A 21,383-nucleotide genomic window follows, 5' to 3' on the forward strand; every position below is an offset into this window, starting at 1 on the left:
CCCGGCGAAGTAACTCTGGATATCAAGTGAAGCTAAGGTTTGCAGTGGTGGTTATTTCATCACATCAGAACTGGTAGGTCAGGGCGACGGCGATGACGTTGTCATCTTTCAGACCCAACTTATTGTTGCTGTCGAGTTGGTTGATTTTATAATCAACATAGGTCGACATGTTCTTGTTGAAATAGTAGTAAGTACCGATATCGATATATTTCACCAGGTCGGCGTCGCCGATGCCTTCAATATCTTTACCTTTCTGTTGAACATAACCCAGCGATGGACGCAGGCCGAAGTCGAACTGGTATTGCGCAACCAATTCCAAGCCTTCTGCTTTATTGGCAAAGCCGCTAACAGAGGTAGAGCTATTATTAATAGTCGCGGTACCGGAAATAGGCGCGATATTACGGCTTTGCGAGTAGGTCGCTGCCAGATAAACTTCTTTGTTGTCGTATTTCAGGCCGCCAGCCCAGATATCCGCTTTATCGCCCTTACCGAAGGTGCCTGCTTTTTGGCCGGCAGTACGGTTGGAAGAAGCGTAAGCAGCACCGACGCTCAGGCCGTCGATGATTTCATAGCTGGAAGACAGGCCCCAACCGTCGCCGTTCGCTTTGCTGCCAGAGCGGCCGTCGTTTTCGTTTTTACCCTGGTACTGTACAGCGAACTTCAGGCCATCAACCAGACCGAAGAAGTCGTTGTTACGGTAGGTTGCCACGCCGTTGGTACGGCCGTTCATAAAGTTGTCGGTTTTGACGTAGGCATCATCACCAAACTCAGGCAACATATCCGTCCAGGCGCCGACGTCATAGATAATGCCGTAGTTGCGGCCGTAGTCGAATGAACCGATGTCTTTATATTTCAGACCAGCAAAGCCCAAACGGGTTTTGGTATCTTTGGTGCCGTCAGCCTCAGCATGGTTGGCAGCAATCTGATATTCCCACTGGCCATAGCCAGTCAGCATATCGTTAATTTGTGTAGCGCCTTTAAAACCGATACGCACATAGGTTTTATCGCCATCATTACCGGCATCGTCAGAGAAATAGTGCAGTGCTTTTACACGGCCATAAAAATCAAGTTTGTTGCCGTCTTTATTGTAGATTTCTGCTGCCTGTGCTGTCTGCGCAATTAAAAGTGCCGGAATAATAACGGCCAGAAGATTAGGTTTCATGATTTACCCTGCTTTATTCGATTGAAAGACGCTTATCATCAGTTTCACTGTGCCGCCCGTTTTGTTTGCAGCGCAGGTTTTTTACCGCAGTTATGTGATCTATTTATGACAAAATATTCATTTCCATGTTGAACGATTAAAAAAGTTGCGGAAAGAGTGAATTTCTTCTCTGGATGGCTGTCGGCTGTCATCGATACACCTCCGGGTATTGTGAGAAATCATGCGTGAGATTTATACATAGCGTCGCCTCGAGCGCCGTCCTCTGGAGCTAACCATCCTGTTTTTCTGAATCTTTAGTGTTAAAAATCCCGATTTTCGCCTGCTGTGTTTGCGGGTAGCGTGGGGCTATCGGTAAATCGACAGGAAAAAATGATGCAACCTTCCCAACAGGCCGGCCAGCAGGCGTTCGGCGACATAGCCCCCAAACTGGCGCAGCTCAGTGACAGCGTATTATTTGACGACGTCTGGCAGCGGCCGATACTCACCCCGCGTGAGCGCAGCCTGATCACCGTGGCAGCGCTGGTAGCGCTTAACCGCGTGGAGCAATTGCCGTTTCATCTGCAACTGGCCCAGCGCAATGGCGTGAACGTCGAACAGCTTGCCGAGTTGATCACTCATCTGGCGTTCTATGCCGGCTGGCCTGCGGCCGCTTGTGCCGTAACGCGCTTGCGCGAACTGAAACAGGAGTAGCCTCATGCCATTTAGCCGCATTGCTTTGCATCAGGGGAAATCTGCGCAATATCTGAAAACCCTGTCAGACAGCCTGCATCAGGCGCTGGTAGAAACCTTCAGCGTACCGCCGGCCGATAAATTCCAGGCCATCGATCAATATCGCCCGGGAGAGCTGATTTACGATCGTGACTATCTGGGCGGCCCGCGTTCGGCGGATTTTGTGCTGTTTTACATTACCGCTGGTCGTCCGCGCGATACCCTGACCAAACAGCGTTTTTATCAGCGGTTGGCGGAGCTGCTGACGGAAAATCTGCGGTTGCGGCCGCAAGATGTGATGGTGGTGATTACCACAACTCAGTTGGACGAGTGGTCGTTCAGTGCGGGTCGCGCCTCAATGATCGAAGGCCAGGCTGACGCGGCCGACGGTCTGTGGGACAATAGCGCCATCATTTCGTAGAGATATAGAGTTGAATGGCGCTCTCCCCCGCAGTTAAAGATCAGATTGGCCAGTGGTACAAAGCCCTGCAGCAGCAAATACCGGATTTTATTTCCCGTGCACCGCAACGGCAGATGATCGCCGAAGTGGCAAAAACGCTGGCCGGTGATTACCCACGCCACCTGGCGATTGAGGCACCGACCGGCGTGGGGAAAACCTTGTCGTACCTGATCCCGGGGATCGCCGTTGGCCGCGCCGAAAGCAAGCCGTTGGTGGTCAGCACCGCCAACGTGGCGCTGCAGGATCAGATCTACAGCAAAGATTTACCCCTGCTGAAGAAGATCATTCCCGATCTGAAATTTACCGGTGCTTTTGGCCGCGGGCGCTATGTTTGTCCGCGTAACCTGGCGGCGCTCTGCACTGACGTCAGCGAGCAGGGTGACCTGATGCTGTTTCTGGGCGACGAACTGGCACCTTCTAGCGGTGAAGAACAGGCGCTGTGCCAAAAGCTGAGCAAGGCGCTTGGCCGCCATGAGTGGGACGGGCTGCGCGACCATTATCAACTGTCGATTGACGATCCGCTGTGGATCAAGCTGAGCACCGATAAAGCCAACTGCCTGGGCCGTAACTGCCATTACATTCGTGAATGCCCGTTTTATATCGCCCGTAAAGAGATTGAAACCGCCGACGTGGTGGTGGCTAACCATGCGTTGGTGATGGCGGCGCTGGAAACCGAGTCGGTGTTGCCGAACCCGAAAGAGTTGTTGCTGGTGCTGGACGAAGGACATCATCTGCCGGAAGTCGCGCGTGACGCGCTGGAGATAGAAGGCGAAATCACCGCCTTGTCGACCAATTTGCAGTTGGACATGATCGTGCGCCAGGTTGAGCAGTGCATGACGCAATACCGGCCGAAAAGTCCGCCGGGGTTGGCGAATGGCGAACGTTTGAAGAACCACTGCGAAGAACTGCGCGAACTGATCCAAATCTTCGAGCATCAGGTCAGCGCCTATCTGCCGACCGATACGGTCATCGCCGAACATCGATTTGAAATGGGGGAACTGCCGTCGGAGATGGTAGAAACCTGCGCACGATTATTCAAGCTGACCGACGCCTTGCGTGGGGTGGCGGAGTTTATCGTCAATGACCTCAGCGAACAGACCGGCAAGCACGACATTGTGCGGCTGCACCGTTCCATCATTCAGATGAGCCGTACCCTGGGCTATCTGGAGGCGATGAGCAAGCTGTGGCGGCTGGCCGCGCTGGATAAATCTTCCAATGCACCGATCTCCAAATGGGTCACGCGGGATCTGCGCGATAACGTGACCCACCTGTACCTGCACTGTGTGGGCATTCGCGTCAGCGATCAGCTGGAAAAACTGCTGTGGCGCAAGGTGCCGCACGTGGTGATCACCTCGGCGACGCTGCGTTCGCTGAACAGCTTTGCACGCCTGCAGGAAATGAGTGGGTTGAGTGAAACGGCCGGCGATCGCTTTGAAACCCTGTCTTCACCCTTCAATCATGTGGAACAGGGCAAAATTGTTATTCCGAATATGCGCTTTGAGCCGGCGATGGCCAATGAAGCTGAACATTTGGAAGAGATGGCGCGCTTTTTCCGTGCCGAGCAGGCCACTGGCAAGCACAAGGGAATGCTGATTCTGTTCAGCAGCCACCGGGCGATGCAGACCTTCCTTAGCTATGTGACCGACCTGCGCCTGATGCTGCTGGTACAGGGCGATCAGCCGCGCTATCGGCTGGTGGAAGAACACCGTAAACGGATCGAAAAGGGCACGGCTAGCGTGTTAATCGGCTTGCAGTCGTTTGCCGAAGGGCTGGATCTGAAAGGTGAGCTGCTGACGCAGGTCCATATTCACAAAATCGCCTTCCCGCCGATCGACAGCCCGGTGATCCTGACCGAGGGTGAATGGCTTAAATCGCTGAAGCGTTATCCGTTTGAGGTACAAAGCCTGCCGAGCGCTTCGTTCAATTTGATCCAGCAAGTGGGGCGACTGATCCGCAGTAATGAATGCCACGGCGAGATCGTGATTTACGATCGTCGCCTGCTGACCAAAAGCTATGGTTCGCGCTTGCTGGCGTCACTACCGGTATTTCCTATTGAACAGCGGGAAGTGCCGGAAGCCGACAAGGCGCACCTGGCTGCGGTCAAGTCTGCCGCTGCGGCGGAGAAAAAAGACAAAAAGCGCAAGAACCCATTCACCCGCCGGCGTACGCGTTAATCAAAGCAGCGGGGGCAGGCGGCGCTTCACCGGCGTAGTTTTGACGATGGAAGTGTTGCTCTGCGCGCGCTCGGCCAGCCGATCGAGGATCTGGTCGAGTTGCTCCATCGAGTGCGCCACCAGCCGCACGATAAAACAGTCCTCGCCGGTCACCTTGTCACACTCAATCACCTCCGGGATATCCTGGATCAGCTGTTCGACCTTCTTGAGCATGCCTGGCAGCGGCTTGATGCGCACCAGCGACTGAAAAGCGTAGCCCAACGCCTGTAAATTGACGTTCAGAGTGTAACCCTGGATCACGCCATTTTCTTCCAGCCGCCGCAGGCGTTCTGAAGTACTGGGTGAAGACAACCCGGCTCTGGCACTGAGCGTTTTCAATGACACTCGTGCGTCCTCGGCCAGCAGGGTCAGGATTTGGCGATCGATATCATCCATAAAATCTCCATTAGGTTAATTAAGCTTTACTCCTTTAATAAAAAGGTAGTTAAGCATTTTTGCCTTTTTTATGCCATGGAAACCGGCGCGAGAAAGTCGCAAGCTAAGCGGATTGAGTTATTCTGAGGAAACAACCATGAATACAGAGATAAAACGCGGCTCGCTGGAGATGATTGCCGCGATGCTGATTTCCGGCACCATTGGTTGGTTTGTGCTGATGTCCGGCCAATCGGTAGTGAACGTGGTGTTCTGGCGCTGTGCGGTGGGGGCGCTGGTATTGCTGGCAATTTGTGGGGCGCTGGGCCAATTACGGCGTGGCAGTTTAACCCGCACCACACTGTTGGTGGCAATTGCCGGCGGTATTGCACTGGTGGTCAACTGGCTGTTGCTGTTTGCCGCTTATTCCTATGCGTCGATCTCCATCGCTACGGCGGTCTACAACACCCAACCCTTTATGCTGGTGGCGCTGGGGGCGTTGTTTCTGGGTGAGAAGCTGACTGCCCGCAAGCTGTTATGGCTGGTGCTGGCGTTTATCGGCATGATGCTGGTGGTGTTGGCGCAGCCGAAGCAGGCGGGCGGACAGAACAACTACCTGATCGGTATTCTGCTGGCGTTAGGGGCGGCGTTTTTCTATGCCCTGATGGCGCTGGCCGCCAAACGACTAAAAGGAACGCCGCCGCATCTGATTGCGTTGATTCAAGTGACCGTCGGCGTAGTGATGCTGCTGCCGCTGGTGGATTTCCATGCACCGACCAATGCGGGGCAATGGGGCATACTGCTGACCCTCGGGGTATTGCACACCGGCTTCATGTACGTGTTGTTGTATGGCGCGATCCAAAAGTTGCCGACCAACCTGATCGGCTCGCTGTCGTTTATTTATCCGATTGCCGCCATGCTGGTGGACCGGTTGGCGTTTGGGCATCGGTTGGTGGCGCTGCAGTTTGCCGGTGCAGCCCTCATCCTGCTGGCAGCCGCAGGCATGAACCTGCTGGGTGAGGGCCGCGTGCGGCTAACGGCTGCGCCAGGCGGCAAGCAGGCACCTGAACAGTGATAGTGCTGGTAAACGGCTGCGGCAGAGCTATGATAAAGCCTGTTTCCCGCTACGCGGTACCAGGTGATTTATGGTTGATGCTTCCACACTTTTGTTGTTTTCCGGTGCCTGTCTGGCGCTGACGGTTACCCCCGGTCCGGATATGCTGCTGATTGCTTCGCGCAGTGTCAGTCAGGGGCGTCGCGCGGGTTTCGCGTCGCTGGCAGGGATCCAGCTCGGCACCTATTGCCACGCTTTGGCGGCAGCGTTAGGTTTGTCACAACTGTTCGTCGCGGTGCCGCTGGCCTATGACGGGGTGCGTATATTAGGGGCGGCCTATTTGCTGTATCTGGCCTGGAAGACGCTACGAACCGGCAGCAGTTTGCAGGTTTCCTCCGGGTTAGCGGCGGTACCTGTCATGCGGATTTTTCGGCAGGGGTTGTTTACCAATATCCTCAATCCCAAAATGGCGCTGTTCGTTCTGGCATTGTTCCCGCAGTTTATCGATCCGCAGGCCGGTTCGTTGGTGGTGCAGATGCTGTTACTGGCGACGGTGCTGAATCTGGTGGGACTGCTGATTAACGGCGGGGTGATTATGGCTGTCAGCAGTATGAAAAGCCGTTTTGTCGGCCGTCGCTTCAGTGCGCGTTGGCCGAATTACCTGCTGAGTGGTGTGTTTGCCGGGCTGGCCTGCAAGCTGATTTTTGACAGCCGTAAATAGCTTCACGACTGTAACAACGCTTCAAACGCCGCGCTGGCCGGGCCTTGTGCCAGCGCGCTGTACATCACCAGGCGTAAATGATTCTCCTCATCGGCAATGAACGACGCATGTTCAAAAGTCACCTGGCCGACCCCCGGCACCTTGAAAGTACGCTGCCCCTGGCAACGACCATGAATATCATGCTGCTGCCCCTGGCAACGACCATGAATATCATGCTGCTGCCACAGTTGGCGGAACTGCGGCGACACTTGTTCCAGTGCCTGCACCCGTTGCTGCTGGTTCTGCTGCTGGAAGGACCGTCGCGTGGCTGGCCCTGGTGGGTGTTGCCTACGTTGGCGCTGAGTATAGCGGTGCTGTGGGTCTTTATCCGCTGGGAAAGACGGTTGGCGCAGCGTGGAGGTGACGTGGTACTCGATCCGGCGTTGTTGCGGCAGGGGAGCTTTTCCCTGGGCGTGGCGGTGGTGCTGGTGATTTACTCGACCGCCTCTTCGTTCTTTCTGTGTTTTGTCCTGCTGTTGCTGGCGGGCATTGGCCTGACGCCGTTTCAGGCCGGTAGCCTGTTTGCTCCCGCCAGCGTGGCTTTTATGCTGGCCTCGTTGTTGGCACCGACGCTGGTACAGCGCTGGGGAAATGGCGTGCTGGCGCTTGGCGTGGTGATTTATGCCACCGGGATGGCATTGCTGGTGGCGCAGGTGCTGTGGAGCACGGCGTTGCTTCAGCCAATGTGGCTGTTGCCGGGGCTGGTAATCCTGGGCTTTGGTCAGGCACTGAGTATGACGCCGCTGCTTAATCTGGTACTCGGATTGGCAAAAGAACAACAGGCGGGGGGATGGCCGTTGCACTGGTGCTGCTGAGGTGGATCATCCAACAACAGCGCAAAGTGGATCTTTAGTAAAGCTGTGGCGGGTGTTATTGATATTCATCTTATCCGATAACGCTGAAGGACGCTTAACGCCATGTACCAACCCGCCTCATTTCGCGATGACCGCCTGGAAAGTCAAATTGCTCTGGTACGTGCCCACCCGCTGGGCATGTTAATCAGCCACGGTGAACAGGGACTGGTAGCGGATCCGCTGCCGTTTTTGATTGATGTCGACCAGCAGGGCAACATTGTGTTGCGGGCGCACCTGTCCCGCGCCAACCCCCATTGGTCCTTGCTGCAGACCGTGCAGGAGTGCCTGGTGGTGTTTCAGGGGCGGGAGGGCTATATCTCGCCGGGCTGGTATGAAACCAAGCGTCAAACCGGCAAAGCGGTACCTACCTGGAATTACAGCGTGGTGCAACTGCGCGGTGTGCCGCGGGTAACGGAGGACGCGGGCTGGTTGCGACAACAGCTGGACGGGTTGACAGCGTTGCAGGAAGGCCGCCAGCCGGAACCCTGGCATATCGACGATGCTCCGGCCAATTATATCGCTGCGCAGATCAGGGGCATTGTCGGAATCGAGATCGTCGTGACTCACCGTGAAGGCAAATGGAAGATGAGCCAGAACCGCAACGCCGAAGATGTTGAGGGGGTGATCACCGCGCTGCGTGTCGGTGATGTCGACCAGCAACAACTGGCAGATGAGGTTGAGCGGCGGCGTGGATAAGGTATGCTGACTCCAGACTGAATCAGGGGAAAGCAGAGCATGGATTACACCAAAATTATTAAAGAGATCGGCCGTGGCAAGAACCATGCGCGCGATCTGGATCGGGAAACCGCCTTTCAGCTCTATCAAAAGATGCTGACCGATGAAGTTGGCGAATTGGAACTGGGCGGCATCCTGATTGCCATGCGTATTAAGGGCGAAGCCGAAGAGGAAATGATCGGCTTTTATCAGGCGATGCAACAGCAGGTGATCCGCCTGCAGGCACCGTCTGGGCGACCGATGCCGGTGGTGTTGCCGAGCTATAACGGTGCGCGCAAACAGGCGAACCTGACGCCGCTGCTGGCGCTGTTGCTCCAACGCGTCGGTTTGCCAGTGGTGGTACATGGCGTGCTCGATGACAGCACCCGCGTCACCAGCGCCGAAACCTTCCAGGCGTTGGGCCTGCCCTGGTCGCAAGATGCTGCTCATGCTCAGCAGCGTCTGGATGCGGGAGATGTGGTGTTTATCCCGGTTTCCACCTTGTCTGCCCCACTGGAGCGTCAACTTGGCCTGCGCTGGCGCATGGGGGTGCGTAACAGCGCCCATACCCTGGCCAAACTGGCAACGCCGTTTGCCGAGCAGGATGTACTGCGTATTGCTAGCGTGTCGCACCCGGAATATGTCGGTCGTGTGGCCTCGTTTTTCCGCCAAATCGGCGCTCGCGGGTTACTGATGCACGGTACCGAAGGCGAGGCCTATGCCAACCCGCAGCGATGCCCTCAAATCCATTACATGGTTAACGGCGAGCAGCAGGTGCTGCTGGAACGACCGGCGCAGGATGAAATTCCCGAGCTGCCGGCGGCAAAAGATGCCGAGACCACCGCACGCTGGACCGAAGGTTGCCTGGCGGGTGAGGTGGCGATCCCGCTGGCGCTCCAACGGCAAATTGCCTGCTGCCTGCTGGCCGCTGGAGAGGTAGAGACCCTGGAACAGGGACTGGAACGTTTACGCAGCGCGTAAATCCCTTGGCTATACTGGAACACTTCGCTATTCGGCTGAAAGGATGGTTATGCAACAGGCTCTCGATTACTTCAATCAATTGAATCAGGACTACCTTGAGGTTCACCGCACCAAAGAAGATCTGTTCTGGCACAACTACATGGGTACCGGTGGCGACGATGTTTCCGCCCGTTTTTCGGCGGCGGAAAGCGCCTATAAACGCTTTATCGCAGAACCGCGCCGATTGGCGGAAATTCGTCAGTTGTTGGCTGGGCTGGAAGTTCTGCCGCAGGACGCACAGCGCGACGCGCTGCAACATGGGTTGAACGGCTGGCTGCGTTTCTTTGACTGTAACGCCATTGAAGATGCCGAGGCCCAGACGCTGCTGGATCAGATAATCAGTGCCGAGGCGGACCTGTATACCCGGCGCAAGGCCAACCCGGTCAGCCATCTGAATGCCGCCGGGCAGCGGGTGAACGCCTCGCTCGGTGAGCTGCTGACCAACCAGGCCACCAATGAAAATGAAGACTACCGCCGCAGTTCGCAGAATGCGCTGCGTGAGCTGGAGCAGTGGCTGTTGCACAACGGTTTGCCGGAGCTGATTAGCCTGCGTAACCGCTTTGCACGCCAGATGGGTTTTCGCAACTATTTCGACTACAAGGTCAACAAAACCGAGCGCATGACGCCGGAGCAGTTGTTCACCATTCTGGACCGCTTCGAACAGCAAACCCGTGAAGCCAATTCACGCAGCCTGCAGCAGTTGGCGGCGCAAAAGGGCGAGCAGGCGCTGGAGCCCTGGAACATCCGTTTTGCCAGCGCCGGTGACGTGACCCGACAACTGGATCCTTACTTCCCGTTTGCCCAGTCGTTGGGGCGTTGGATCAACAGCTTCAAACGACTGCACATCGGTTTTCGTGGTGCGCAGATGGATCTCGATCTGTTGGTGCGGCAGGGCAAGTATGAAAACGGCTTTATGCACGGCCCGGTACCGCCGTTTATCCAGCAAGGGAAATGGCTGCCAGCGCGGATTAACTTCACCAGTCTGGCACAGCCGGATCAGGTGGGCAGTGGCGCTCATGGGCTGAATACGCTGTTCCACGAGGGCGGCCATGCCGCGCACTTTGCCAATATCTGCCAGAACGCGCCCTGTTTCTCGCAGGAGTTCCCGCCGACCTCAATGGCCTATGCGGAAACCCAGTCGATGTTCTGTGACAGCCTGTTGGACGACGCCGATTGGCTGAAACGCTATGCGAAAAACGCCGCCGGTGAGCCGGTGCCGGACGCGTTGATTGAGGCCAGTATTGCGGCACGCCAGCCGATGCGTGCGTTCAACGAACGTCATATTCTGCTAGTGCCTTACTTTGAATGGGCGCTGTATCAGTGGGATGAGCAACAGCTGACACCAGAGGCGATTACTGCACTGGCACGCGAGGTTGAGCACAAAATTCTGGGCATCAGTGGCAGCCCGCGTCCGACGCTGGCGATCCCGCATTTGTTGTCGTTGGAGTCGGCCTGTTCCTATCAGGGGTATCTGCTGGCGCTGATGGCGGTCGAACAGACGCGTCATTTCTTCCTGCAGCGTGACGGTTATCTTACCGATAACCCGGCGATTGGCCCGGATCTGGCACATCACTACTGGCTACCGGGTAACGGTGTCAGCCATGATGAGACACTACGCAGCCTGACCGGCGAAGGCTTTAACCCGGACTATCTGGCGCGGGCTTGTAACCAGACGGTGGCGCAGGCCTGGCAAGACGCACAGCAGACCATAGCCACGGCTGCCGCTCGGCCGCAACCGGCGGCAGACTTCGATCTGGCGGCGCATATCCGCGTGGTGGATGGTGAGCAGGTGCTGGCGGATAACGCCGACGGCGATGAAAAGATGTGCCGTGACTTCGCCGAAGCGATTAACGCGCGCCTGGCCTGAAGCCGCTGAAAAAACCGCCGAGTATTTATATCGGCGGTTTATTTATCCGAACTCGTGATCGCTCAGCGATTTTGCGCATCCGGGCGGGTCATGTCGAAACGGTGCTGTTCCGAGATGCCGTAGTAGGCGCTCGGGCCACCGGCACGCAGAATAGGTTCGGCGGCGGGTTCAGAGTAATAACGGGACTTACTGCTCATAGGTGGCCTGAGATAGGAAAACAGAGCTAATATTTTGACGTGTTTCCCACCGCCTGCAAGTTTGCCGTCGCTTTATGGTATCTTAAGCGCCAGAAATACCTTTAAGAGAGCCCGTCACGGTGGAAAAAAAGAAAAGCTTCCCGCAGCAGAAAAGCGGGCTGCACCCGCGTAACCGTCATCGCTCACGCTATGACTTTCCGGCGCTGATCGCCAGCTGCCCTTTGCTTGCGCCGTTCGTCAAGCCGAACGCCTGGGGCGATATCTCGGTAGATTTTGCCGATCCGGCGGCGGTTAAAATGCTCAACCGTGCGTTGCTGCAACATTTCTATGGTATCGAGCACTGGGATATTCCCGCCGATTACCTGTGCCCGCCAATCCCGGGGCGCGCCGATTACCTGCACCATCTGGCCGACCTGCTGGCGAGCAGCAACGACGGTGAGATCCCGCGCGGCAAAGGCGTGGCGATCCTCGATGTGGGCGTTGGTGCCAACTGCATTTATCCGATCGTTGGTTTGCGCGAATACGGCTGGCGTTTTACCGGTTCTGAGATTGACCCGGTATCGCTCAATTCGGCCAAAATGATCGTCGAAATGAACCCGACGCTGAGAAACAGCGTGCGCCTGCGCCTGCAAAAACAACCGGAGTTGATCTTTAACGGCATCATCGGTGTGGCTGAGAAGTTTGACGCCACGCTGTGCAACCCGCCATTCCACGGCTCTGAGCAGGAAGCGCAGGCCAGCACCCGTCGTAAACTGCACAAGCTGGGCAAGGGTGAAGTGGCCGACAAGCCGGTACAGAACTTTGGCGGCAAAAATAACGAACTTTGGTGTGAAGGCGGCGAAGAAGCCTTCGTGCGTAAAATGGTCGAAGAAAGCGTCAGCAAGGCGCAGAACTGTCTGTGGTTCACCTCGCTGATTTCCAAACACACCACCTTGCCGTCGATTTATCACGCGGCGAAGTTGGCCGGGGTGGCGGAAGTGCGCACCATCGAGATGGCGCAGGGGCAAAAGATCAGCCGTTTTGTTGCCTGGACATTCCATGACGCCGAGCAGCAGGCCGCCTGGGCGGCAGAACGCTGGCGCTAATTTCGGAGTTTGCACAGATTTTTGCCGGTATGGGAGGCAACTCCCATACCGGCTTCAGGCTTAATGCCCTTTCTTGACATATCCTATTAAGGTTCCTTAACTGTAGCCATACCAATAATAGCTATCCCAGCAGTGTGCATCGTCTCTCTCTCCCTGCAGCAGGAGACAGGTTGCGGCACTGATGTGCCGTATCTTTCATTCGACACATTAGTGGGAGTTATTATGATTCCTTTATCTACTCAACAAGAAGTCGGCGCTCTGATCATCGGGATTTTTGGACGTCTGCCGACGGTTTCTGAAATTGACTATTACGACAGTCAGTTTGATATCAGCAGTCAGCCACCGGCTTATATGGCCAGTATTTTAATGAGTCAGCCTGATGCCGACTGGATGAACGGCCAGAGCGAATACGATATTCTCACCTCAGTGTACCTTTCGGTTTATAACGCCTACCCCGATCCGGATTATATCAACGAGCTGCTTATGCAGGGCCATTTCAATAGCGCGATCGCCAGTGTGGTCATCAGCCTTTTCAATTATCTGGGGGACGATCCGGTTATCCTCGCGCAGCGTGACGCATTGGATCAAAGGATTGCCGAGGGGCTGTTCCCGTCCGTTGCCGATGATGCTGTCGGAGGGGCCGGTGATGCGATAGCCATGTTTTACCTACTGAAAGCCTCTTGGCTGGCTGACGAAATCAATTCATATGGCCGCCAGCTTAATCAGGGGGGCGATCTGGGCGTTCTGGCACAGGAAAAAATAGAGACGTTGCCAATCAATAATCTTTCGGACAGCGACTTTATTTTGCAGTTGTTCGAACAGGGTTTCGAGCGTCCGCCAACGGCGGCTGAACTGACCGATTATCAACATCGACTGGCGGAAGGGGCGACGCGTGGCGATCTGCTGGTTGCCATGATTGAGCAATTACGTGGCGAAGTGGCACCGGAAGATCAAGCTGCGCAGCAGCATTTCAATGATGCAGGCTATCAATACCCATCGGGGGAGCTGCCTGCCACGGTTTATTTGGAACAAGTGGCAGCGCTGTTTCGCGCTATTCCTGAACGGAGTATTGATGCCGCTTCACTGGATACCTGGAGCAAAACCCTGGCCTCCGGCACCCTGAGTTATCCTGAGTTGGTCGCTGCCCTGTTGGCAACCCCCGAGTTTCAGGGGCAGATCGGTGATTTGCAGGGGGATGCTTTTATTCAATACGTGTATCAGGCCGTTCATGGCAGAGCCGCGGATGAGCAACAACTGGCGCATTATCGGGCATTGGGCGACGACAAGGGATTGATTACGCAGGCGGTCGTTGAGGATCTGCTGACTAACGACGTCACTGGCGGAGTGACTCAGAGTGAGCAATGGGCGTTTGCCCGTGAGATTGGCCAAAGCCTGGCCTATAAAACCACGGCTTCGCTTGGCACCAGCGAAGAGGGTGGAAATGCTTACGGGACGGTAAACACCCATGTCGGGCACTCGCTGAGCAATGCGGAAACTGCTGTCCTGTTCCGGGTTTTCCTCAATGCAGATAGGGATGTCTCTGTGGATCTGAGCTATGCCTCCCAGCTTTCCTATTTGACTATCAATGGGGAGGGGGCTGCGGCCATTCAGTTGCACCATAACCCGAACGTTAAATATGGCGTGGCGGTGACCGTCAATAACGCCAACGTCACTCTCGACGGTACCTACGGTAGCGATCAGGTACAGTTAACGGCGTTGGCCGATGTGGCTGCCGCCAGCGGGAATTTTAATCTCAGTGAGGGCAATGACAGCCTGTTATGGGCCGGGAATGCTACCGGGGGGGCCAATCATGTCGGTTGGGCGCTGCTAGCCGACGGTGGTGCGGGCATGGACATCCTGTCGGCTAATCTGATCGTCAAACTCACTTCTACACTCGATCTCTGGGGAATGCGCGTCAGCACGGTGAGCAGCAACGCTGCCAACTTCAGCCATTTTGAACAACTCGATCTGGCCGGTTATATCGGCCAGGCTGAAGCGACACTGAATAAGATCGGTTGGAGTGGGATTAAGACAGAAAAACTGCTGACTGAAGCGCATGTTTTTGATTACGGCGTACTAAATGGCCATGCGACGGTGGAGGGCATCCTGGGGGGTTATGTCGTCCAGGATCGGGCTGCGAACGATCTGGGTAGCGGGGGGCTGTTGCTTTCCGGTCGGGCGGATAACGTCAAAGTGATTAACGCCAATGCGGATGCTGCACGGCTTGAAATAAGCAGCGTGGGCGATCAGGCCGACAGCCGGCTCGAAATCGATTTTCTGGCGAATGCCACTCACCGCGTCGATCTGTTATTTTCCGGCAGCGGAAACGCCGGGTCTTTGGCGCTGGGTTCTCACGGCAGTGAAAATCCGCTGGAGCTGATTGCCATCAATGCCGCGGGTTGGGGGCGCAGTGCACTGACGTTGACCGGTAGCAATGACCAGGTGCACGACATTGTACTTTCGGGGCAAGCGAACTTTAACCTGACGCTGGAGGAGGGATACCACAATGTGGGGTTGATTGACGCTTCAGCCTTTGCCGGTAACGCGTTCACCCTGAATTCGGCCCATGGCGGCAGCGGAAACGGTACGCTGATCCAGATGCTGGACTTACTGCCGCTTAGTGGTGGCAGCCAGGCCAAATTGGATCCGTTATTGGCAGAATTGGGACTGGTGGGTGAGCAACTGTTTGTCAAAGGTGGGGGCGGCAATGACCAGTTCAACATCACGGGAGATACCACGTTAATCGCAGGTGCTGGGCACAATAGCGTAACCTTGCAATCAAGTACTGCGGCTTCCGGCGTCACCCTCAAGGGTTTTTCACTGCAACAGGACAGCATTACTGACGTTTTGTCTGGCGTGCGCTTATCCCATGATGCCGGAGGTCGTTCATTAGCAGATTACGGCACCAGCGATGGCCAAAATATCGAAGCCCGGATTGGTATGCTGGGGGATGAACAGATGGGGAGTGCCAGCCAACTGCTGGCGGCACTGCTGGATCTGGGCAAACCGGGGGCTCTCAGCGCCAAGGTGGGGGTGAGCAGCGTATTGGCTGATCAAAACAGCAGTTATATTATTATCGACAATAACGACGATCACCGGCTGGATGCTGCTGACAGCGTGATCTTGCTGTTGGGCCAGGATCACCAGATGCTGCTTAGTGAGCTGCGCTATATCCCGCCGGAGGTCACGATCACCGCTACGGCAGCGACGGAGGAATTATTGGTCGCCTGAATTTTGGTTGTCGCATTAATGTCCATTGGCGCCGGTTATTTAACCGGTGCCAATAATACTTTGCGTTTTTCTTTCAATTTCTTCAAGTTGCGTTATTCTCAATATGGTTATCACTAATAAAAATTCTGATTTATTTAAAAAATAATAGTCACTTTGCTAAATTGATATATTTATCCCGGTTAGCGTTATCTGTCTAGAGAATAAGGGCTGCCCGTTTCTCTGGTTGATGCGCGCCTGCGTGTGGGCGCGGCGTGCAGAAAAATAAAAATATGTGTTCGCTAAATCATCTGCCAGAAGGATTTTTACCCTATGCTGTTACGATTCAGTCAGTTAAATACCCACAGCCGTGAGGAATTGAACGCGATAGAAAATGCCATTGTCATGATTGTATTTAAGCCCGATGGCACCGTGCTGCGCGCCAATGATTTATTTCTGCAAACTATGGGATTCCAACGCCAGGAAGTGGTCGGCCAACATCACCGTATTTTTTGCGAGCCGAAATATGCGCAGAGTGTGACCTACCGCCAGCACTGGGATAGGTTAAATCAGGGCAAATCGATTACCGATAATATCAAGCGCATTCGCAAAGATGGGGAAGTGGTATGGCTACAGGGGACCTACACTCCGGTATTGAACAGGCAGGGGCGGGTGATGGAGATCGTCAAGATCGCCAGCGTGGTGACCGAACGCATTACCCAGGCGCAGGAACATCAGAGTTTATTGGCAGCGTTAAATCGATCCATGGCGATGATCACTTTCAACGCACAGGGAAAGATCCTTGACGCTAATGACAATATGTTGAATTTGATGGGTTATCGGCTGGAGGAGGCGTGCGGGCAGTCGCATGCGGTGCTCTGCACGCCAGAATTTGCCGCCTCTGACGATTACCGCCAACACTGGCAGCGTTTGGCACGCGGCGAGTTTATTACCGGACGTTTCGAACGTGTGAACCGACGCGGTGATCGAGTTTGGCTGGAGGCCAGCTATAACCCGATCCTTGACGAGGAAGGACGGTTGGTGAAGGTAGTAAAAATCGCTCAGGACATTACCCGGTTGATGATCCAGCAGCAGCACGAGGAAGAGATGGTTCGCAACGCGCATCACCTTTCTCTGGATACCGACAGAACCGCTGCGCAAGGAGCGGCGATCGTGCAGCAGGCGGTGGCGGGCATGCAGCAGGTGGAAACGGCTGCGCGCGATACTTCTGCCGTGGTCAGCGAATTGGGCAATGGGTCACAGCAAATTGGCACCATGGTGGAGGCGATCCGCAAAATTGCCTCGCAAACCAATTTGCTGGCAATCAATGCTTCTATTGAGGCCGCCCATGCGGGGGAGCACGGGCGCGGTTTTGCCGTGGTCGCCAACGAAGTGCGCACCCTGGCGGAGCAGTCCCGCCTGGCGGCGACGGAAATCGAACGGATTACCAAAGCGATTCAACAGGGCGTGGCGGCAGCGATTGCCGGAATGGCGGTCTGCGTGGAGCAAGCGGGCGGTGGCGTTGCCCTGACGCAGGACGCCGGTGAGGTGATCAATCAGGTGAATGTGGGCATGCAGGATGTGGTGAAACTGATGCAGACATTTGCCTCGGTAAAGCAGCCAGAAGCGCTGCACTGAGGCCGCTGGCGCTAATCCCGATGGCCAGGGTTAGCGCTATTTTCTCTCAACTCATTTTGCTGCCGGGGGGGCTGGGCCAGGAGCATAAGAAAGCTGCCTGTCTTAGGTGGCCGATCAGCGCGGATTGCGCCATCGCCAATGGGGAAACTGTGCAGGCGAGCAGCAGCAGTAACAAGGGAAACCAGCGTTCTCGCAGATGAGAACCTAACCGGGAGCATGCGGTTGCGGGCATTTAGCCTCTTTTGGGGCTCTGTAAATCGGCGGATTAAAGAAAAATTTTAATAAAAACAATAAATAAATTAGAAAATGATGCGAGGCGGGGAGTGGGAACGCGTGCTAAATAGAAACGGCGGCGCTGAGTGCGTCCGCCGCTGAACAGGATAAATCAGGAAACGTGCTGCAGGAACTCTTTCAAACGTGGGCTTGGCGGGTTGTTGATCAACTCGTGAGGGTTGCCATCTTCCGCAATCCGTCCCTTATCAATAAAGATCAGCCGTGACGCCACTTTTTCGGCAAAGCCGACTTCGTGGGTGACGATCACCATGGTCATACCTTCTTCCGCCAGATCCTGCATTACCTTCAGCACTTCATGGCGCAGTTCCGGGTCAAGCGCCGAGGTAGGCTCATCGAACAGCATCATTTTCGGCTTCACTGCCAACGCGCGGGCAATAGCCACGCGCTGCTGCTGGCCACCAGAAAGCTCTGAAGGATAGTGGTGAGCACGCTCCGCCAGGCCAACTTTGGCCAGCAGGTCACGAGCCAGCTTTTCCGCATCCGACTTTTTCAGCCCACGTACGCGAATAGGGCCAAAGGCGACGTTTTCCAATGCGGTCAGATGTGGGAACAGATAAAACTGTTGGAACACCATACCGGCTTCTTGACGGATCACCCGATCGTCAACCTTGGGATCGTTAGCTTTCAGACCGTCGACGATCAGATCGCCGCTGGTGATCTCTTCGAGCTTGTTGATACAGCGCAGCAGCGTAGATTTGCCGGAGCCGGAAGGCCCGATAATCACCACCACTTCACCCTGGTTAATTTTCAGGTCGATGTTATGCAGCACCTGGGTTTGCCCAAAGTGCTTGGAGACGTTTTTAAATTCAATCACAGGATTTTCATCCTTCTTTCCAGACGACGCAGCACGAAGCTCAGCACCAGGGTAATAATCAGATAAATAACTGCCACGGCGCTCCAGATTTCCAGCGCGCGGAAGTTACCGGCAATAATCTCCTGGCCCTGACGGGTCAGTTCCGCCACGCCGATCACGATAAACAGCGAGGTGTCTTTAATGCTGATGATCCACTGGTTACCCAGCGGCGGCAGCATGCGGCGCAGCGCCAGCGGCATAATGACATAACGGATGGTCTCACGGCGTGACAGGCCCAATGCCAGGCCGGCCTCGCGGAAGCCGCTATGAATCGACAGCACGGCACCACGGGTAATTTCCGCAATATAGGCCCCGGAGTTGATCATAATGGTGACTACCGCCGCACTGAAAGGATCGATGCGTAAATCGCTGAACGCCATCGGCAGGGCGAAGTAGATAAACATCACCTGCACCACGATTGGCGTACCGCGGATAACTTCAATGAATACCAGAGCTACGTGGTTGGCAATCCAACCGCCGTAGGTACGGGCAAAGCCGGCAACCAGGCCAATGATCAGGCCGCCAATCAGACCGAGGACCGAAATCCACAGGGTCATTTTGGCGCCTTCTAACAGGATGGGGATGGCGGGCCAGATGGCGCTCCAGTCGAACTGCATGGTGTTTTCTCCCGGTGTTCCCAAAGGTGGGAATCAGATACAACAAAGCGCAGGGGCTAAGACACCACCCCTGTGCTCAAGTGAATCAGTGGCTGACTTCATCCGTTATTTAGGTTCGGTACCGAACCATTTTTTGTAGATTTCGTTATAGGTGCCGTTGTCGCGCAGCGTTTTCAGCGCGCCATTGACCTTTACGCGCAGCTCGTCACTGCCTTTCGGGAAGGCGATGCCGTATTGCTGAGCTTCCAGAGAATCACCGACGGTTTTGAATTTGCCTGCACCGGCCGTTTTGATGAAGTACAGGATGTTTGGCGTGTCGTGCAGTACTGCGTCGGCGCGCTTGGTGCCCAGTTCCATGTAGGCGTTATCGATGTTCGGGAACTGACGCAGGTCTTTGGTTTTGATGTGTTGTTTGGCGTAATCAACGGAACCGGTGCCGCTCTTCACTGCCACCACTTTACCGTTCAGATCGTCAATGCCCTTGATGCTGTTGTCGTTGGCATTCACCATCACCAGCAGGCCGCTTTTGTAGTAGCCGTCGGAGAATTCGATGGCTTTTTTACGTTCTTCGGTAATGGTGATACCGGCTAGCGCCAGATCGATATTTTTGGTTTGCAGTGCCGGAATGATGCCGCTGAAGTCCATTGGCTTCAGGGTGTAATCCAGTTTCAGTTCTTTGGCGATGGCGGCCCACAGGTCAATATCGAAGCCAACGTATTTATCGCCTTGTTTGAACTCAAAAGGCACGAATGCGGTGTCGGTGGCGACAACCAGTTTGTCTGCTGCGTGGGAGCTTACGGCAAAGGCCAGCGAAAGGGCGGCCAGGGAGACTTTAAAAATTGACTTCATGAGAGGAATTTCCTGTACAGGTTGCGGATTACCCATTTTTTATATTGCAGTTGGTGCCATGAAAAAATCGTGCCATGTTTTCAACTGCTATAAAAACAAAGAGTTATGCTGTGATGTTGTGCTTGAAGATCGAATTATTATTTTTTTGCACCAAATTGAGGCCCCAAAATGGTGCTTATGGTCGCCTGTTGGTGCAGGGGTCTATCATTAACCAAATAATGGCGCTGAAACAACCGATAGTTAACCATTTCGCTTCAATACTGATACCTAAATCTAACTTTTGTGCCGCGAGGCTGTTGCATTTGGTGCAGGAGTGTTCAGTTTAGGCGGATGCCGGGCATCTATCAGCTCAACGCAATTGGCTGTCTTTGCTGCCGCGGCGGTTATATAAGCTGCTCGCCGCCTGTTTTTTATCCAGCCCGGTTTGGCAGGCCAGACAATAGCGCACGCCTTTTAGCGCTTGCCGGCGGGCTAAAGGAATTTCTTCTCCGCATTCCTGGCAATAATGTTCGCTTTCACCCCGGCCCAGCGCCTGTCTGGCACGCTGTACGGCGTCATCTACGGTGGAGTCGATTTGATCCTGCACGGCGCCTTCCGCCGCCCATCCGCTTGCCATAGTCACCTCACTTTTGTGATGCTGCCCATTGCCTGTTTTATCTACTATGGGCGGTTTTTTGAGCAATTCAAGCTGCGTAAAAAGAAAAGCAGGCCGCGGGCGAAAGCCCGCAGCCCTGCCGAGTCCCGCGATGCGGGCCGTTTTTATCGGTACTATCGGTTTTATTCGATGTTGGACTCGATAAACCACAGGAACTTGTCCAGATCGCGGGATGCGGCGGTGAACATATCCGCGGTATCTTCATCCGCCACTTCAGTGATGGCCTTGCGAATGTCATTGGCCACGGCACCGTAACGATCGGCCAGCGCTTTCAGATGTTCCTGCACGCTGTGGATATTGGTCGGATAGCTTTTCAGCGGGGTCTTGTCGTTCACAACCTGCACGGTGCCCAAGGCAACGCCGCCCAACTGTACGATGCGTTCAGCAAAAGTATCCTGATGATCGATGATGGCCGTACGGAACCCGTCCAGCATTTCATGAACGGCAATAAAGTTGGCGCCGCGCATGTTCCAGTGGGCCTGTTTGGTGATCAGTGACAGGTCGATAAACTGGATAACCTGGCGGTTCAGCGCCTTGATGGCGTCCAGCTTGGTTTTTTCGTCCATGTCATTGCGGGTGTAAAGCAGTTCAGAAGATTTCGTTTTCACCAGTTTAGCGGTACTCATATCAGATCTCCTCTTGTTGTGGCGTAGCCCTATTTTGGTACGGGAGTAATTATAGTAATGATATGAATTTTTTTAGGTCGAAAATGGCTATCGGATAAATAGGGAGTAACGAATTGAAAGTGAGGAATAATAAGGGTGGCTTAACGTTTGTAATTTTTTTTATTTAAAATTTTGTTTT

At 54.8% G+C, this 21,383-nt stretch carries 20 protein-coding genes and 2 pseudogenes; 12 read left to right on the forward strand and 10 right to left on the reverse strand.

Features of this window, described 5'->3' with window-relative positions:
- Positions 1–64: 64 nt before the first annotated feature.
- Both ompC and ACUTSU_RS06310 read right to left on the reverse strand, forming a co-directional pair.
- Entirely contained in the window at positions 65–1,162 is a 1,098-nt protein-coding gene (gene ompC / locus ACUTSU_RS06305) for a porin OmpC (protein ID WP_445649991.1), read from the reverse strand.
- Positions 1,163–1,206: 44 nt separating this feature from the next.
- The gene (locus ACUTSU_RS06310) at positions 1,207–1,353 is read right to left on the reverse strand and encodes a hypothetical protein (protein WP_445649992.1); all 147 of its coding nucleotides are present in this window, start codon (positions 1,351–1,353) and stop codon (positions 1,207–1,209) included.
- A gap of 181 nt (positions 1,354–1,534) precedes the next feature.
- On the opposite strand from ACUTSU_RS06310, the gene ACUTSU_RS06315 reads away from it, so the two are divergent.
- The 3 genes from ACUTSU_RS06315 to dinG are packed head-to-tail and all read left to right on the forward strand — an operon-like array spanning position 1,535 to position 4,504.
- Complete coding sequence (locus ACUTSU_RS06315; protein WP_174353484.1) at positions 1,535–1,852, forward strand: carboxymuconolactone decarboxylase family protein; 318 nt, start codon at positions 1,535–1,537, stop codon at positions 1,850–1,852.
- Positions 1,853–1,856: 4 nt separating this feature from the next.
- The gene (locus tag ACUTSU_RS06320) at positions 1,857–2,291 is read left to right on the forward strand and encodes a tautomerase family protein (protein ID WP_445649993.1); all 435 of its coding nucleotides are present in this window, start codon (positions 1,857–1,859) and stop codon (positions 2,289–2,291) included.
- Between the two features lie 14 nt (positions 2,292–2,305).
- Positions 2,306–4,504, forward strand: coding sequence for an ATP-dependent DNA helicase DinG (dinG, locus tag ACUTSU_RS06325; protein ID WP_445653908.1), 2,199 nt, complete (start codon positions 2,306–2,308; stop codon positions 4,502–4,504).
- Here the strand turns inward: dinG and ACUTSU_RS06330 are convergent, their stop codons facing one another.
- Entirely contained in the window at positions 4,505–4,939 is a 435-nt protein-coding gene (locus tag ACUTSU_RS06330) for an Lrp/AsnC family transcriptional regulator (protein ID WP_012005895.1), read from the reverse strand.
- Positions 4,940–5,075: 136 nt separating this feature from the next.
- Between ACUTSU_RS06330 and ACUTSU_RS06335 the strand changes: the two genes are divergently transcribed.
- Positions 5,076–5,990 carry a DMT family transporter gene (locus tag ACUTSU_RS06335; protein ID WP_445649995.1) on the forward strand — a complete coding sequence of 305 codons (915 nt, stop codon included), beginning with the start codon at positions 5,076–5,078 and terminating at the stop codon, positions 5,988–5,990.
- A gap of 70 nt (positions 5,991–6,060) precedes the next feature.
- Complete coding sequence (locus ACUTSU_RS06340) at positions 6,061–6,690, forward strand: LysE family translocator (RefSeq protein WP_445653909.1); 630 nt, start codon at positions 6,061–6,063, stop codon at positions 6,688–6,690.
- 2 nt (positions 6,691–6,692) lie between these two features.
- On the opposite strand, the gene ACUTSU_RS06345 is transcribed toward ACUTSU_RS06340, so the two are convergent.
- Positions 6,693–6,956, reverse strand: a complete 264-nt coding sequence (locus tag ACUTSU_RS06345; RefSeq protein ID WP_445653910.1) for an MmyB family transcriptional regulator — start codon at positions 6,954–6,956, stop codon at positions 6,693–6,695.
- Between the two features lie 3 nt (positions 6,957–6,959).
- On the opposite strand from ACUTSU_RS06345, the pseudogene ACUTSU_RS06350 reads away from it, so the two are divergent.
- The 4 genes and pseudogenes from ACUTSU_RS06350 to ACUTSU_RS06365 form a co-directional block, all read left to right on the forward strand.
- Positions 6,960–7,582 (forward strand): annotated as a pseudogene (locus ACUTSU_RS06350) (MFS transporter); the annotation flags it as partial.
- 64 nt (positions 7,583–7,646) lie between these two features.
- Complete coding sequence (locus ACUTSU_RS06355; protein ID WP_445653911.1) at positions 7,647–8,279, forward strand: FMN-binding negative transcriptional regulator; 633 nt, start codon at positions 7,647–7,649, stop codon at positions 8,277–8,279.
- 39 nt (positions 8,280–8,318) lie between these two features.
- Positions 8,319–9,278, forward strand: a complete 960-nt coding sequence (gene ybiB / locus ACUTSU_RS06360) for a DNA-binding protein YbiB (RefSeq protein WP_445649999.1) — start codon at positions 8,319–8,321, stop codon at positions 9,276–9,278.
- Positions 9,279–9,327: 49 nt separating this feature from the next.
- Positions 9,328–11,184 carry a M3 family metallopeptidase gene (locus tag ACUTSU_RS06365; RefSeq protein ID WP_445650000.1) on the forward strand — a complete coding sequence of 619 codons (1,857 nt, stop codon included), beginning with the start codon at positions 9,328–9,330 and terminating at the stop codon, positions 11,182–11,184.
- Positions 11,185–11,246: 62 nt separating this feature from the next.
- Here ACUTSU_RS06365 and ACUTSU_RS06370 read toward each other — a convergent pair.
- Positions 11,247–11,354, reverse strand: a pseudogene (locus ACUTSU_RS06370) (flavin reductase family protein); the annotation flags it as partial.
- A 146-nt stretch (positions 11,355–11,500) separates the two neighbouring features.
- Between ACUTSU_RS06370 and rlmF the strand changes: the two are divergent.
- The 3 genes from rlmF (at position 11,501) to ACUTSU_RS06385 (ending at position 17,311) form a co-directional block, all read left to right on the forward strand.
- Positions 11,501–12,466, forward strand: a complete 966-nt coding sequence (rlmF, locus tag ACUTSU_RS06375; RefSeq protein ID WP_445650001.1) for a 23S rRNA (adenine(1618)-N(6))-methyltransferase RlmF — start codon at positions 11,501–11,503, stop codon at positions 12,464–12,466.
- Positions 12,467–12,688: 222 nt separating this feature from the next.
- The gene (locus ACUTSU_RS06380; protein WP_445653912.1) at positions 12,689–15,697 is read left to right on the forward strand and encodes a DUF4214 domain-containing protein; all 3,009 of its coding nucleotides are present in this window, start codon (positions 12,689–12,691) and stop codon (positions 15,695–15,697) included.
- A gap of 309 nt (positions 15,698–16,006) precedes the next feature.
- Entirely contained in the window at positions 16,007–17,311 is a 1,305-nt protein-coding gene (locus ACUTSU_RS06385; protein ID WP_445650003.1) for a methyl-accepting chemotaxis protein, read from the forward strand.
- Between the two features lie 385 nt (positions 17,312–17,696).
- Here ACUTSU_RS06385 and glnQ read toward each other — a convergent pair whose 3' ends face one another.
- From glnQ to dps, 5 genes are all read right to left on the reverse strand, one after another.
- Positions 17,697–18,419: a glutamine ABC transporter ATP-binding protein GlnQ gene (gene glnQ / locus ACUTSU_RS06390; RefSeq protein ID WP_445650004.1), complete on the reverse strand. Its 723-nt coding sequence runs from the start codon at positions 18,417–18,419 to the stop codon at positions 17,697–17,699.
- Positions 18,416–19,075, reverse strand: coding sequence for a glutamine ABC transporter permease GlnP (gene glnP / locus ACUTSU_RS06395; RefSeq protein ID WP_012005911.1), 660 nt, complete (start codon positions 19,073–19,075; stop codon positions 18,416–18,418). Before glnP ends, glnQ begins: the two co-directional genes overlap by 4 nt.
- A 105-nt stretch (positions 19,076–19,180) precedes the next feature.
- Entirely contained in the window at positions 19,181–19,924 is a 744-nt protein-coding gene (glnH, locus tag ACUTSU_RS06400) for a glutamine ABC transporter substrate-binding protein GlnH (RefSeq protein WP_046374121.1), read from the reverse strand.
- Positions 19,925–20,273: 349 nt separating this feature from the next.
- A complete protein-coding gene (locus ACUTSU_RS06405) occupies positions 20,274–20,540 on the reverse strand; it encodes a DksA/TraR family C4-type zinc finger protein (RefSeq protein ID WP_445650005.1) in 267 nt (88 codons plus the stop codon).
- A gap of 161 nt (positions 20,541–20,701) precedes the next feature.
- The gene (gene dps / locus ACUTSU_RS06410) at positions 20,702–21,205 is read right to left on the reverse strand and encodes a DNA starvation/stationary phase protection protein Dps (RefSeq protein ID WP_012005914.1); all 504 of its coding nucleotides are present in this window, start codon (positions 21,203–21,205) and stop codon (positions 20,702–20,704) included.
- Positions 21,206–21,383 lie beyond the last annotated feature (178 nt).

This window comes from Serratia sp. NA_13, from assembly GCF_052691735.1.

Excerpts from the sequence above, each read along its gene's own strand:
- ompC (WP_445649991.1), bottom strand. The coding sequence starts at position 1,162 with ATGAAACCTAATCTTCTGGCCGTTATTATTCCGGCACTTTTAATTGCG.
- ACUTSU_RS06310 (WP_445649992.1), bottom strand. The coding sequence starts at position 1,353 with ATGACAGCCGACAGCCATCCAGAGAAGAAATTCACTCTTTCCGCAACT.
- ACUTSU_RS06315 (WP_174353484.1), top strand. The coding sequence starts at position 1,535 with ATGCAACCTTCCCAACAGGCCGGCCAGCAGGCGTTCGGCGACATAGCC.
- ACUTSU_RS06320 (WP_445649993.1), top strand. The coding sequence starts at position 1,857 with ATGCCATTTAGCCGCATTGCTTTGCATCAGGGGAAATCTGCGCAATAT.
- dinG (WP_445653908.1), top strand. The coding sequence starts at position 2,306 with ATGGCGCTCTCCCCCGCAGTTAAAGATCAGATTGGCCAGTGGTACAAA.
- ACUTSU_RS06330 (WP_012005895.1), bottom strand. The coding sequence starts at position 4,939 with ATGGATGATATCGATCGCCAAATCCTGACCCTGCTGGCCGAGGACGCA.
- ACUTSU_RS06335 (WP_445649995.1), top strand. The coding sequence starts at position 5,076 with ATGAATACAGAGATAAAACGCGGCTCGCTGGAGATGATTGCCGCGATG.
- ACUTSU_RS06340 (WP_445653909.1), top strand. The coding sequence starts at position 6,061 with ATGGTTGATGCTTCCACACTTTTGTTGTTTTCCGGTGCCTGTCTGGCG.
- ACUTSU_RS06355 (WP_445653911.1), top strand. The coding sequence starts at position 7,647 with ATGTACCAACCCGCCTCATTTCGCGATGACCGCCTGGAAAGTCAAATT.
- ybiB (WP_445649999.1), top strand. The coding sequence starts at position 8,319 with ATGGATTACACCAAAATTATTAAAGAGATCGGCCGTGGCAAGAACCAT.
- ACUTSU_RS06365 (WP_445650000.1), top strand. The coding sequence starts at position 9,328 with ATGCAACAGGCTCTCGATTACTTCAATCAATTGAATCAGGACTACCTT.
- ACUTSU_RS06380 (WP_445653912.1), top strand. The coding sequence starts at position 12,689 with ATGATTCCTTTATCTACTCAACAAGAAGTCGGCGCTCTGATCATCGGG.
- ACUTSU_RS06385 (WP_445650003.1), top strand. The coding sequence starts at position 16,007 with ATGCTGTTACGATTCAGTCAGTTAAATACCCACAGCCGTGAGGAATTG.
- glnP (WP_012005911.1), bottom strand. The coding sequence starts at position 19,075 with ATGCAGTTCGACTGGAGCGCCATCTGGCCCGCCATCCCCATCCTGTTA.
- glnH (WP_046374121.1), bottom strand. The coding sequence starts at position 19,924 with ATGAAGTCAATTTTTAAAGTCTCCCTGGCCGCCCTTTCGCTGGCCTTT.
- ACUTSU_RS06405 (WP_445650005.1), bottom strand. The coding sequence starts at position 20,540 with ATGGCAAGCGGATGGGCGGCGGAAGGCGCCGTGCAGGATCAAATCGAC.
- dps (WP_012005914.1), bottom strand. The coding sequence starts at position 21,205 with ATGAGTACCGCTAAACTGGTGAAAACGAAATCTTCTGAACTGCTTTAC.